The organism is Parapedobacter sp., assembly GCF_053550995.1.
Window position 1 is genome coordinate 1 of the sequence record NZ_JBMQOC010000040.1, and the last position, 12,827, is coordinate 12,827.

Sequence of the window (12,827 nt, forward strand, 5' to 3'; positions counted from 1 at the left end):
ATCAATGCCACGCAATAATCCACCACTTCATCCACCGGCTCACGAAACACCTTCGTATCTTCGGTTGCCGACGTTACGGGCAAATTTTCCCTGATAATCGGGATGGGACCGTATTGACGCATCAGCAAGAAATGATAATATGCTTTCAGCACGTTGACTTCTGCAATCCAATATCCGCGTTCGTACTCCTCAATGTCGGGCACACGGTCGATATGTTCCAGGAAAATATTGCAATCGCGCAGCGCTCGAAAAATGTTACCGTCCCAACTATTGAATATGGGGTTGACAATTGACTGGGCCCCCTTCGCTACATCCAGCACATTTGCGCTATAGAAATTCACGGGGGTATAATGCCAGAATTCATTTCCCGCAAAATGGGCAGGGTTCGCGTTTGGATTCGAAAAATCAGGAATATAGCTATAACAGGTTGCAAGGTAACGCTGTGCTTCCGTACGCACCGCGAACGCGTTTTCGAGCTCCGCGACGTTGTCGGGTACTACATCCACAAACTGCTGGCATGACAGGGCGCCGAACATGCCACACAGGATCACGACCGATCGATATATTTTGATGATTATCTTCATGATATTACTCGTTTTACTACAGGGTTGTTTTAACACCGATATTGAATACGCGCTGCAACGGATAATTCAGGCCATCGCCAGCCATTTCGGGATCCCACATTTTGAACGGAGCCCATACTAAAAGGTTAGATCCACTTACATATAACCTGAATTCACCGAAGCCAAGCCTTTCGAAGAATCCTGACTGCCGCTGGTTGAAGTCGTAACCGATTTCGACTTGTTTCAACCGGATGAAAGAAGCGTCGCGCAAAAACCAGGTATTACGCACGCTGTTGTTCTGGAGCCCGTAGCTGCCATCAGCGGTTAGTCGTGGCCATAGGGCATAAATATTACGGTTGGTTTCGGACCAATAGTCATCTGCATAAGCTTTAAGCAGCTGCTTGTCGTTGATAAACGGTGCTGTGCCAAAATTATCGCTGGCGATTTCTGAGCCTGCATTGATCCAGAAGCTTTCGCGGGCGGAGCCCTGGAAGAAAACCGAAACGTCGAGTCCCTTATAGCCGATGGAAGCACCCGCTCCATAGGTAATCTCCGGCACATCCGGGAAGCCAATCGGAACCATGTCGCGTGTTGAAATCATACCGTCGTCATTGACGTCGCGGTACTTGATGTCGCCCGCGCCGTAATTCCCGAAACTCTGTGTTGGTGAATTCAACACATCTTCGTCGTCCACAAATAGGCGCTCCGCGATGTACCCCCACTGTTGCCGGAAAGAATAGCCGATCCGCGACCGGTAAGGTTCATCGTAATCGGGTTCTTCAAACTTCGTATACTTGCTTTGCGCGAAGGTGAAATTACCGAAGCCGGCAACGAACCACTTATTATTAATGGATTTGTTGAAGTTAAGTTGCACATCCACTCCACGGCTTTCCCCTTCACCGATATTATCCCGGGTAACAGCCGCCAGCCCCATGGTTGAGGGCAGATCGCCACGCGTCTGGAGCATATTCGTGCGTTTAAAATGGTACAAGTCTACATTGAGTGTATACGTGTTGAACAGCCCCAATTCGAAAGCCAGGTTTTTTTGGTAGGACCGCTCCCAAGTGATGCGCTCATTGGCATACCGCAGGGTATTGATACCCGAGATCGTCGGGTTGTCGAAGCTCTCCCCGAATCGGTATCCGCGCGCGCTGCTGCGTAGGTCGATTTCGGACAAGTAGAAAAACCGGTCGAAGGCGTCGCCTATGGCGTCATTGCCTATGATGCCATAGGTACCGCGCACCCGCAAGTTAGTAACCGCGTCTTTGAGCGGTTCGAAAAACGGCTCATTGGATATGGTCCAAGCCACTCCAAAGGAAGGGAAGAAGCCAAAGCGATTGTTCCGTGCAAAACGCTCTGTACCGTTGTAACCGAAATTGAATTCGGCAAAGTACCGGCTGTCGTACGTATACGTCGCTTTCCCCGATACCCCGATGTTCCGGAACGGCAATGACGTTTGCAGCGTCGCCGGCCGGCCACCCAAGCGGATGCCGCTACCCACCTTATCGCGCATCATGTATACGAAAAACAGCCCGATGTTGTGCTTATCGGCAAGTAATTTGTTATAGGTCAGTGTCGATTCCAAATGCATCACGGAAGTCACCTCCGGCGTGCTTTCGGTAAAATCCAGAAATTCGCGCCCACCATCGGGATTGATCGGAAGTAATAGATAATCGCCCGTCTGCCGGTCATAGGAACCGATATCGTAATAAAACGGCATGGCAGACCGATCTATTGAAAACCTCGCCTCCCGTGTGGTGTTTGCCATCACCCGGAAAAGGAGTCCGTCGATCCAATTGGAGAAATCATGGCGGTATTCCAGCATGGCGTTCATGTTCGATCGGTTCTGCTGTTGGTAGCCCCGCATCAGGTCGGCGTACGGATTGTATTTCGAAGGCGTGTTCGACTCGGCGTTTATCCGGGAATTGCCGAACATGATGTGCCGGATATGGGCCGTCCGCTCGTCGGCGGGATAATACGCTGGAAATAGTACGGGGTTGCTCCGCATGATGTTGCGGAACATACCCGCTCCTCCCGGGATAGGGCCCTTATACTGTTCAAATGTGCCGTTAAGCCGGACCAGCAATTTCGACTGCTTGCTGAAGTTCAGTGTCACGTTAGACAGCAACGAGAAGGTATTGTTGCGTGCATTGCTATTGAAGTTGTTGCGCTCGTCTACCATCAATAATCCGTTATCTCGCGTGTATGCTCCGGACACATAATAGGTGGCCAGTTGGCCTCCGCCATTGATATTGACATTCGCCCGCTGGTTCATGGTATACGGCTTAATGATCTCCTGTCGCCAGTCTGTAACCGGAAAAAGCAAGGGATTGGAGCCGGGTTGGCCGGTGTTATCGATTTTCTCATACGGATACAACAACTCTTGCAAGGGTTCGCGCGTAAGGATGGCCTCGTTGTGCATTTTCATGTAGGTAACGGGGTCTGCCAACTCGATGTGGTGCGTGGGTTGGGAAATCGAATTTTCCAAACGGACACTCACTCTCGCACGGCCCTCCTTCCCTTTCTTTGTTTCCACGAGGATCACACCGTTTGCTCCACGCGCACCATATATGGCCGTGGCCGTGGCGTCTTTCATGATCGAAAAGCTTTCCAGATCGTCTGTTTGCAGTACGGAGAGGTCATCGACCGAGCTTTCGATGTTATCAATCAGAATAAGCGGTTTGTTTTGCGTGCCGAATGTCGCAATGCCGCGGATAAAAAAGTCAGCATCGTCCCGCCCCGGTTCCCCACTACGTTGGAATCCGATCAATCCGGATACACGTCCCTGCAACGCCTGGGTGAGATTGCTGGCGGGCACTTTCAGGTCGGATGGCCTGACGGAAGTGATCGAGCCGATCATGTCGGTTCGCTTCCGCGTGCTCCCAAACCCGGTAACGACCACTTCATCGATTGCAGCATTGGCGAGTGTAAGGGTCACGTCGATTTCCGCATTACCCTTTACCGCAATCTCTTGGGATTCGTACCCCACCATTGAAAACAGCAGTACGGAGTTGTCGGGCACAGAAAGAATGTACCTCCCGTTAAGATCGGTCGTGGTGCCCAACGATGTTTTACCTTTTACGGTTACCGAGACACCCGACAACACATGTGCGGACGTGTCAGTAACCGTACCGTGCACCTCACTTTCCTGTGCTATTGAGCGAAAGGATACCATGCCTAGGAAAAGCAAACAAAGTAAGTTCAGTCTCATCATTAGTTGTACTGTTAGATTTATAAAATATTTGGTCGGCAATAATTACCTCGTACAAAGGTATAGGGGAAGAAGGGATCGACTCTTGTCTGCTATTGACAGACTATTACGCGAAATTGACTTGCTTCAGGACGGCTCGGGACAGCTCGGGATGGCTCAGGATGGACGATATGTCTTGGAAGTACTTATGGCCGGGTAACGTCATTTCGGTAATTCAGCGGGCTTTTGCCCACGGCCTCTTTGAAGCTCCTGTGGAAACTACTGAAATTATTGAATCCGCATTCAAAACAGATTTGTTTAATCGGCTGGGTATTTTCACATAATAAACGGCATGCTTCATCGATACGCATATTGTTGATGTATTGCGTAAAGGTGACACCGATATGGGATTTAAAAAATCGACAAAATGCACCTGGGCTCATGCTGGCAATCCCCGCGATTTCCCCAAGGGAAATCTCCCTTTTGAAATGAATGTGTATATAATCCATGATCAAGCTCCAGCGCTCATCTTTAGGATAAGCCCTGCCCTCCATCATCGGTTTGGAAAGATATTCGATTTTTTCGGATGCAATGGTAATCAATATACGGATCAGGCCCAACAGGCGGAACGCACCTTGCAATTTAAGCACGTTCGCCATCATCCGGCCCACCTTTTTCCCGTTACCTCCCGCAGCCAACCTTATGCCATGCTTTCCGTCTTCCAAAAGACATTTAAGCGATGCATTTTCGGGTAGGTTTAAGAAATCGCTACCCCATAAACCCATATCGAAGTGGAATACCTTGACGTCTACGGGCGATGCTACGTTTTTCATAAAATAACTTCGATCAAACCGGTAGTAATGGGGCTGATTAGGGCCGGTCAGGAATACATCTCCAGGCTGGAAGGACACGTTTCGGTCTCCGATATGCAAGATTCCGGTACCACTGGCTATGGCCACCAACTCATACTCCGGATGGAAATGCCAGCGGTTGTTTACCGTCGGCAGTTGGTCGTGCCGTACACTAAATGATTGAATGGGATTATTTGATATTCTAAGTAATTGTGCTTGCATATATCAAATCCGTTATCGGCCGTCGATGTAGCGGCTCACATTTCAAAACAAAACAGGTAGACTTATAACTGGCAGGTTATTACTTTAATCAATAACATCACCGTATTGTAACAATAATAACGACTCCATGTTACAATATCAAATTCCCTGCACACACAATCGATTGCGCAACGTCCGAAAACGTTTTCGTTGTAAAGCAATCCATTCCCGCACAGATGAAAAAGACGCTATTGCTGGCCTAAGTAGCCGGGGTACCCAACCTATTGACGACGGCAGCGGACAGACCGCCCTTAGTCGCAGTCTTTCGCCGACGGGCTAACACCGGCCCCCTGCTCATAGACCAACTCCGCACCGAGATGCCCTGTATAGCTTAGACAGATTGATGCCGCAATGCACATGACAACTACTACGGCTAATGGCCATCGTTTTCCAAGCTTCCGCCATGCCTCCAAAATTAATCCGAACACCGTTATTCCAGAAAAAGAATAACACGTTACATATCCCCAATACAAGTGCGCTTTTAGCTTGGAAGGAAAGCAGATTGTACGTACAACCGGACCATAAGCCATATTGCCGGTATAGAAAGCTACCCACAACAGCATGGTCCCACTGATCATTAGGAAAAGCATGGAATACCTTAGGTAACGAAACCATGCACCTTGCCGGAGAAATGGCAGAAAAACCCCTAAAAACGTGGCCAACAGAAGAAAGGAAATCGGCAGGTGTACCGACAACGGGTGCCATAGTTCCTGCCGATTAATTATCGCCTCCACGCTATTTATTCCATGATTTTTACCGTTACGGGCTCTAAGCGTTCGCCTTTTTTCTCGACCGTCACCTCCAAATTCTGGCCTTCTGCCAACGCAGAAAATTCAACGGGCTGTTCGTTTTGCAACAATTGGGTATTATCCGTAAAATACAACTCCAGCGTTTTTCCATCGCCGGTTTTCACATAAATTTCCTTTTCGTCGGGGTCAACCTTCTCCGCCACTCCGGTATAAGTGCCGGAAGGCACAACATCCGTATGTTCGATTTCTTCACTGCTACTATTTTGATTGTTATTGCAAGCAACAAAAATGGTTAGGGTGGCTACCCAAACAGCCACCGTTAAAACTATCTTTTTCATGATATTCGATTATTTTGTTTAAAAAATTATAACGCTCCTGACAAACAGAATTAAAGTCTGACACCAGTCCGGAGAAAGTAGGTAGGCCGGCCCACCCGTACTTCGGGCAGATCGCCAATAGGTAACTAGATTTCCTGTGGAGGCCGAAAAAGAGATGCGATATCCATAGTCGTAACAGCTTCCACGTAATGAGCACTACGCAATGCACATTGATAACCAACAGGGGATTTGAGGTCCATTAGAGGCAAGGTAAACATCACATCGCCATGAATGCTATTAGCTACTTTACCCTTAAATGGCAATTGCCTGTCCTTTGCCTCATCCTTGTCATTTGCGTCTTTTCCCCAATAATGCATGGAGAGAAAATCAACAAAGGATAACTCGGGATTACGACGGTTATGCTCGCAATAATGTTCAAATAATTTCGGCAACTTAGACAACTGCAGCACAAAATTGCTGTTAAAGAGCGTGACAGACAAAAGGATATATGCACTGAGCCGAAGCATGAGTCAAAATTAGCTAATAAATGGGTAAAACCCAATAATATCACAAATAACATTCTTTCGAAAAGGGTTCTTGGCTTCGCTGTGCGCCTGTGGTGATTTAACAATAATAGCATGGATTTATTGATTATTTTGCCATGTATGTTTCTTTGCTACTAACTTATGGGACGTCCCCAGCTTTCTTTTTTATATTTGTTGTCATGTTGCATCACGCAATCCAGTTCGGATGATTTAAATGAGGTGGTGGCAGATTGGCACAATGCTCGGCATCGTTGAAATTAACGAGCAGCCGATCAGGACGGACAGCAAAATGATTACGCATCTTAGCAAGAAAGAACAGGCGGTCCTCTATCCCAGAGATAGGAGGTTAGCGATGGTTATTAAACCATATATGTGGATCATATTTGGCGCTATTATTATAATCCCTATCGGTGTCGCGTGGGGCCAATACCTATTCCATGGCTTACCGACCGACCCCTCCGCTTCTTTTTCGGAGACCATTCCCGGTGAACTTGCCGGATTCCCTTTTTGGGCACGCATTAGCCATTGGGCCAATTTTCTTTTTCTTTCATTGATTATCCGAAGCGGCCTTTCTATTTTGGCCGATCATCCGCGCCTTTACTTTAACGATGGCTGCGCCCCGCAATCGGAATGGGTACGTTTCACTCCTGTCAAAATACCGAAGGACGCCCTTTGGACGGCGAAGGAAGATGCCCGATACATCAGTCCCCTGTTGGGCCTACCAGGCTATCGCCATAGCGTCGGGTTGGCAAGGGTATGGCATTTCCTGAACGTACCTTTTTTCGTCATCAATGGTATTGTTTTCATTGTCCTATTGTTTTGCACCGATCATTGGATACGCCTGGTACCTACCTCGTGGCAGATCATACCCGACGCCTGGAATGTGTTTGTACATTATGCCACCTTTCATTTCCCGGTGGAACCCAATGGTTTTTATCATTACAATGCATTGCAACAGCTCTCTTATTTCGGGGTGATCTTTATCTTGGCGCCTTTGGCCATGCTTACCGGACTGGCCATGTCGCCCGCCATCGAAAACCGCTTCCATTGGTATCCCAGATTGTTTGGCAATCGCCAGAGTGCACGCTCCCTGCACTTCATGGTGATGGTCTGTTATTTGGCATTTATTGTCATTCACGTAGCATTGGTTGTGGCCACCGGACTGGTGCGCAACATGAACCACATCGTTATGGGAACGGATGATGCTCACAGCCCCACGGGCCTATATGCCGGCATAGCCATCGTATTGTTTGTGGTGCTTTGTTGTTTTATTGCCCTTTGGCTCTGCTGGCACCGTCCACGATCTTTGCAAAAAACGCAGGCATTCATCAACGGCAATTTATGGCGGAGAAGCATCAATACCTTTGAACCGCGCCGCTTTTATAAAAAAGGGGATATTTCCCCGTATTTTTGGCCCAATGGCAAAATACCCGAAGACTCCGACGAATGGAATGCTCTTGCCAAAAATGATTTCAAGGACTATAAACTCCGGGTAAAAGGATTGGTGGAAAACCCGCTTGAACTATCATTGGATGAATTAAAGAAAATTGCCAAGGAAGAAAATATCACGATGCATCATTGCATCCAAGGGTGGTCGGGCATTGCAGAATGGGGCGGCATTCCTCTGCGCAAGATCGTGGAATTGGCAAAACCCCACCCATCGGTTACTGCCGTCGCCTTCTATTCTTTCGGCAGCGGGCTCTACGGCGGCGTTTATTACGATACCCATACACTGGATAACTGCATGAAGCCGTTGAGCATACTGGCCTGGGAAATGAATTACAAACCGTTGCCCATTGCGCACGGCGCTCCTTTAAGGTTGCGCGTTGAGAATCAATTGGGCTACAAAATGGTAAAATGGATTGATCACATCGAATTTATAACCTCGCACGAGGGTATTGGAAAAGGTTATGGGGGCAAAAATGAGGACGATGAATACTTCGACCTTTTGGCCGATACGTAAACGAAGAGAATCAAATAAGGGATCAACAGATGCTCAGGGACAAACAAGGAAGAAAAATCAATTATTTACGGCTGGCCGTTACCGACCGGTGCAACCTACGTTGCACGTATTGCATGCCTGCCGAGGGGCTCGACTGGCTACCCCGGAAGGAACTGATGACGTATGAAGAAATGCTCCGGATATGTTCCTTGTTCATCGCCATGGGCGTCGACAAAATACGCATCACCGGTGGGGAACCGCTGGTACGGCGAGATTTGCTGCCTTTCCTCTACCATTTATCGGCAATCGGCGGATTGAAGGAACTAACGCTGACCACCAACGGCTTATTGGCGGGAAACTTCGTTTCCGATTTCAAAGCGATGGGCATCACGTCTGTCAACCTTAGCCTGGATACACTGGACAAGGGCCGCTTCTTCCGGATCACGCGCCGGGAAGGGTTGGACGACGTGCTAGCAACGATGGACAAACTACTCGAAAACGATATCAACGTCAAAATCAACACCGTGGTGATGGCGAACCAAAATATCGCCGATATCATCCCGTTGGTGCGCCTTACGGAGCAGCTACCGATCAGTGTCCGCTTCATCGAAGAAATGCCGTTCAACGGCGGCACCCATCAGGTTACATTGGATTGGGACCATTCCCGTATATTGGAACACATTCAAGCGCAATTCCCTGCAATGGAAAAGATTCCCGATGCGCCGTATTCCACCGCATACAATTACCGCATCCCCGGCCACAAAGGGAACGTGGGCATCATTGCCGCCTATTCACGCCTGTTCTGCGGCTCATGCAACCGCATCCGCATAACCTCAACCGGCGTATTGCGCACTTGCCTATATGCGTCCGGCTCGCTCAACTTGAAAGAGGCCATACGGGAAGGGTGCACCGATACCGATTTACGCAACCGAATCACGGATGCCCTTTTGAAAAGGCCCAAGGACGGCTGGGAAGCGCAGGACACGCTCGTGGCACAACATCGCGAACAGGAATCGATGGCCACCATCGGCGGATAAACATCGGGATTATGGGACTGATTACAGTAGAAAACGCGGAAAAAATCATCCAGTCGCAAACTGGGGGTTACGGCACGGAGCAGATTCCCTACGAGCTGAGCCTGGGCAGGGTACTGGCAGAAAGCCTGTTTGCCGACCGCGACTTACCGCCCTTCAATCGCGCCGCCGTTGATGGTATCGCCTTGGCTTACCGTGCTTATGCGGCGGGGCTCCGCACCTTTACCATCAATGCTGTACAGGCGGCGGGAGAAGCACCCGCTGCTATCCCATCGACAAACGACTGCATCGAGATCATGACCGGTGCCGCCGTGGATCCCTCCGTGGATACGGTGATACGGTACGAAGATGTGGAAATAGCGGACGGCAGGGCCACGGTAAAAGACGTCGCCATCAGGAAGGGGCAAAATGTCCATCCGCAAGGTAAAGACTGCCAAGCCGGCGGTACCGTTGCCGATGCCGGCCGGCTCATTACTCCGGCGCTGATTGGCGTGGCAGCTTCCATCGGAAAAACCGATCTGTTGGTACAGCGGTTGCCCAAGGTAATCATCATCACCACGGGCGATGAGTTGGTACCCGTTGGCGATAACCCCACCCCCTACCAGCTTAGGCGCTCCAACGATGTAACGGTGCAGTCGGTTTTGGCATGTTACGGTATCCACGCCGACAAGCTGCACCTGAAAGACGATTACGAGGTCCTAAAAAGCGAGTTTGACCGGTGCCTGCGATTGTACGATGTGCTGCTGCTGACCGGGGGCGTTTCCATGGGCAAGTTTGATTACATCCCGCAGGCATTGGAACACCTCGGCGTAAGCAAGCTGTTCCATAAAGTGAAGCAGCGCCCGGGAAAGCCGTTCTGGTTCGGCACTTACCAAAACCAACAGCTGGTTTTTGCCTTTCCGGGCAACCCCGTTTCCGTATTTATGTGCCTGCATCGCTATTTCATCCCTTGGCTAGCGCGTTCGATGGGCGTACAAACACCGTCGCCCCAATACGCGGTTTTACAGCACGACATCGATTTCCCTTATCCGTTGCAGTACTTTGCACAGGTGAAACTGGAAACGGACCATCACGGGGTATTAATGGCACGTGCTGCCAACACCAACGGCTCCGGCGATTTTTCACACCTGATCCATACTAACGCCTTTATGGAGCTGCCATTGGAGAAAAATACATTCAAAAAGGGCGAAGTGTACCGGGTGTGGCCCTATAACGTTTAATCTCAACGCTTACAGATGACTGAATTTTCCCATTTGAATAAAAACAACCAACCCACCATGGTGGACGTGGGTGGCAAAATCGTGACCCGGAGAAAAGCCGTTGCGCAATGCGTCGTGATACTTCCGGGGCATGTGTGGGAAGCATTGCAAAAAGACGATTTCAAAACCAAAAAGGGTTCGGTATTCCAAACCGCTATCATTGCGGGGATCATGGCAGCCAAAAGAACCGGCGAACTGATCCCACTGTGCCATCCGTTGGGGTTGGATAATTGTGAAATCGACATTGCGTTGAGTGGTGGGCATGAAATCACCATCCATTGCTCGGCAAGCATCGAGGCCAAAACCGGTGTGGAAATGGAAGCCCTCACGGGCGCATCGATAGCCGCATTGACCATCTATGATATGTGTAAAGCATTGAGCCCCGATATCGTGATCAAGGAAATCAAGCTCATGGAAAAAACCGGAGGGAAAAGTGATTTCAAAGGATAACCCCCCCTTGCTGAACGGACTGGTACTGGCGGGCGGCAAAAGCAGACGGATGGGCCACAACAAAGGCCGCATCAACTGGCACGGAAAGCAACAGCGGTTCTTTGCGGCCGATCTATTGAAACCGTTTTGTGAGAACGTCTTCATCTCCTACCGGCACGACGCGTTGGAGGGGGTAGCCGCTGGCTATAACGCCTTGGCCGATACGTTTTTGGGTATGGGCCCTCTGGGGGGTATACTGTCAGCGCTTCGGTCGGATAGGGAAAAAGCTTGGTTGGTTGTAGCTTGCGACCTTCCCTTGCTGGATCGGGACACGCTTCGTTTTTTAATCGCAGACAGGCTGCCGGCCAAGGTGGCCACCGCCTACGAAAGCCCTTTGGACGGCCTTCCCGAGCCGCTAATCGCCATTTGGGAACCCAAAAGCTATCCCGTGTTATTACACTTTCTAGGCGAAGGCATTACCTGCCCGAGGAAGGTATTGATAAACGCAGACACCCATCTCGTAAAACCCCGGAACCCCGATGCACTGTTAAATGTCAATACCCCGGACGATGCCGCTACGGCGCGCGAAATCATGCAGCGGACAGCCGGGAATCCACTTCCCAAAAAACAACAGGAATGAGTGAGCATTTTGAACGATACCAATGCCAGGTGGCTTTGCCGGGGTTCGGCAGAGCTGCGCGGGAGCGCCTGCAAGGCGCCTAGGTACTGACCGTGGGCGCCGGCGGATTAGGATGTCCAACAGCGCAATACCTTGCTGCCGCCGGCGTCGGCACTATTGGCATAGCAGATGATGACATGGTGTCGTTGAGTAATTTACACCGACAGATCCTATACGGCCCGAATTGTGCGTTACTGCGCTACCGGAAAAGGGAGTGTTACTGCGGCTCCGTTGATAAAGCGCCGATACCCGGCATCGGCGGTCTATTCATTGAAAAATGGGATCGGGACAAAAGCTTAATTAAATAGATAGGATAGTCCAAAAGTATTGAAAAATCGGTCGTCAGCAGCAAAAATAGAGTGGCCAACCGCTATATCTGCCTGTAATAAAGGGGTTATCAGATACAAAATCCCTGTGTCCACATTATGTTCATCGTTGTTTCCATCCATTGACGAGAAATATTCTACGAAAGTTGAAATCCTATCTGTCGGCGCATAACCAAAGTTCAAACTCAAATCCAGGTTCTCAAATTTGTTTGCCGTTCCAATGTTGTATCCCAATGACAGCTTATCCGAAAGCCCATTTTCAAAAGCGAGTTTCAACTGGAAGGGCCATTGATTGTTCCTAAAGTCTTCGCTTGCCCATTGCCCGTAGGCTAAATAACCTACGAATGAAATAGAAGGGATAACACGGCGCTGCGTTATTATCTTTTGCTTTACGCTCCATGTGACGGGTTGCAGACCGCTACTCTCATCTTCTTTTCCCGCGTCAACGAGCACCCGTATTTCCGTTGAATTTGTAACGCCATAGCGCAGCATCAGGTTGCTGATGGCGGTTCGACGGGCCAATGTAAGCCCTTCTTCTACTTGGAACCTGTTAACCGGAACCGTTGAAACGCCATCACTTTGGTCTGGACGGTCGGTATTGATTGACAATTCCTGCGCCCTACAAACAGCAATTGATCCGAAAAGAAAAAAGAATATTGAGATGGTTTTGTATGTCATATCT

Annotated in this window: 13 protein-coding genes; 6 read left to right on the plus strand and 7 right to left on the minus strand. The window is 49.5% G+C overall.

The genetic code is table 11. From position 1 onward, the window contains the following. The 6 genes from ACO1NT_RS06150 to ACO1NT_RS06175 all read right to left on the minus strand — a co-directional run. On the minus strand, positions 1–584 hold a 584-nt coding region (locus ACO1NT_RS06150; RefSeq protein WP_449047549.1), incomplete at its 3' end, for a RagB/SusD family nutrient uptake outer membrane protein. Between the two features lie 16 nt (positions 585–600). Continuing rightward, positions 601–3,777 carry a SusC/RagA family TonB-linked outer membrane protein gene (locus ACO1NT_RS06155; RefSeq protein ID WP_449047550.1) on the minus strand — a complete coding sequence of 1,059 codons (3,177 nt, stop codon included), beginning with the start codon at positions 3,775–3,777 and terminating at the stop codon, positions 601–603. Positions 3,778–3,959: 182 nt separating this feature from the next. After that, complete coding sequence (locus tag ACO1NT_RS06160) at positions 3,960–4,826, minus strand: AraC family transcriptional regulator (protein ID WP_449047551.1); 867 nt, start codon at positions 4,824–4,826, stop codon at positions 3,960–3,962. A 290-nt stretch (positions 4,827–5,116) separates the two neighbouring features. Beyond that, positions 5,117–5,599, minus strand: coding sequence for a DUF2231 domain-containing protein (locus ACO1NT_RS06165; protein ID WP_449047552.1), 483 nt, complete (start codon positions 5,597–5,599; stop codon positions 5,117–5,119). A 5-nt stretch (positions 5,600–5,604) separates the two neighbouring features. Next, positions 5,605–5,952, minus strand: coding sequence for a hypothetical protein (locus tag ACO1NT_RS06170; protein WP_449047553.1), 348 nt, complete (start codon positions 5,950–5,952; stop codon positions 5,605–5,607). Between the two features lie 125 nt (positions 5,953–6,077). Further along, complete coding sequence (locus tag ACO1NT_RS06175) at positions 6,078–6,458, minus strand: hypothetical protein (protein WP_449047554.1); 381 nt, start codon at positions 6,456–6,458, stop codon at positions 6,078–6,080. Between the two features lie 388 nt (positions 6,459–6,846). On the opposite strand from ACO1NT_RS06175, the gene ACO1NT_RS06180 reads away from it, so the two are divergent. The 6 genes from ACO1NT_RS06180 to ACO1NT_RS06205 all read left to right on the plus strand — a co-directional run bounded on the left by ACO1NT_RS06180 (position 6,847) and on the right by ACO1NT_RS06205 (position 12,127). Beyond that, complete coding sequence (locus ACO1NT_RS06180) at positions 6,847–8,439, plus strand: molybdopterin-dependent oxidoreductase (protein ID WP_449047555.1); 1,593 nt, start codon at positions 6,847–6,849, stop codon at positions 8,437–8,439. 29 nt (positions 8,440–8,468) lie between these two features. After that, entirely contained in the window at positions 8,469–9,455 is a 987-nt protein-coding gene (moaA, locus tag ACO1NT_RS06185; RefSeq protein WP_449047556.1) for a GTP 3',8-cyclase MoaA, read from the plus strand. An 11-nt stretch (positions 9,456–9,466) separates the two neighbouring features. Further along, positions 9,467–10,672 (plus strand): molybdopterin molybdotransferase MoeA, encoded by a 1,206-nt coding sequence (locus ACO1NT_RS06190; protein WP_449047557.1) that lies wholly within the window; start codon positions 9,467–9,469, stop codon positions 10,670–10,672. A gap of 15 nt (positions 10,673–10,687) precedes the next feature. Continuing rightward, positions 10,688–11,161 (plus strand): cyclic pyranopterin monophosphate synthase MoaC, encoded by a 474-nt coding sequence (gene moaC, locus ACO1NT_RS06195; RefSeq protein ID WP_449047558.1) that lies wholly within the window; start codon positions 10,688–10,690, stop codon positions 11,159–11,161. Then, complete coding sequence (locus ACO1NT_RS06200) at positions 11,145–11,780, plus strand: NTP transferase domain-containing protein (RefSeq protein ID WP_449047559.1); 636 nt, start codon at positions 11,145–11,147, stop codon at positions 11,778–11,780. Before moaC ends, ACO1NT_RS06200 begins: the two co-directional genes overlap by 17 nt. A gap of 92 nt (positions 11,781–11,872) precedes the next feature. Continuing rightward, positions 11,873–12,127 carry a HesA/MoeB/ThiF family protein gene (locus tag ACO1NT_RS06205; protein ID WP_449047560.1) on the plus strand — a complete coding sequence of 85 codons (255 nt, stop codon included), beginning with the start codon at positions 11,873–11,875 and terminating at the stop codon, positions 12,125–12,127. Here the strand turns inward: ACO1NT_RS06205 and ACO1NT_RS06210 are convergent. Then, positions 12,116–12,823: a transporter gene (locus tag ACO1NT_RS06210; protein ID WP_449047561.1), complete on the minus strand. Its 708-nt coding sequence runs from the start codon at positions 12,821–12,823 to the stop codon at positions 12,116–12,118. The two genes, ACO1NT_RS06205 and ACO1NT_RS06210, sit on opposite strands and share 12 nt — an antisense overlap. Between the last annotated feature and the right edge of the window lie 4 nt (positions 12,824–12,827).

Coding starts and splice junctions, on each gene's coding strand:
- ACO1NT_RS06190 (WP_449047557.1), top strand. CDS start 9,467: ATGGGACTGATTACAGTAGAAAACGCGGAAAAAATCATCCAGTCGCAA.
- ACO1NT_RS06170 (WP_449047553.1), bottom strand. CDS start 5,952: ATGAAAAAGATAGTTTTAACGGTGGCTGTTTGGGTAGCCACCCTAACC.
- ACO1NT_RS06175 (WP_449047554.1), bottom strand. CDS start 6,458: ATGCTTCGGCTCAGTGCATATATCCTTTTGTCTGTCACGCTCTTTAAC.
- moaA (WP_449047556.1), top strand. CDS start 8,469: ATGCTCAGGGACAAACAAGGAAGAAAAATCAATTATTTACGGCTGGCC.
- ACO1NT_RS06210 (WP_449047561.1), bottom strand. CDS start 12,823: ATGACATACAAAACCATCTCAATATTCTTTTTTCTTTTCGGATCAATT.
- moaC (WP_449047558.1), top strand. CDS start 10,688: ATGACTGAATTTTCCCATTTGAATAAAAACAACCAACCCACCATGGTG.
- ACO1NT_RS06155 (WP_449047550.1), bottom strand. CDS start 3,777: ATGATGAGACTGAACTTACTTTGTTTGCTTTTCCTAGGCATGGTATCC.
- ACO1NT_RS06160 (WP_449047551.1), bottom strand. CDS start 4,826: ATGCAAGCACAATTACTTAGAATATCAAATAATCCCATTCAATCATTT.
- ACO1NT_RS06180 (WP_449047555.1), top strand. CDS start 6,847: ATGTGGATCATATTTGGCGCTATTATTATAATCCCTATCGGTGTCGCG.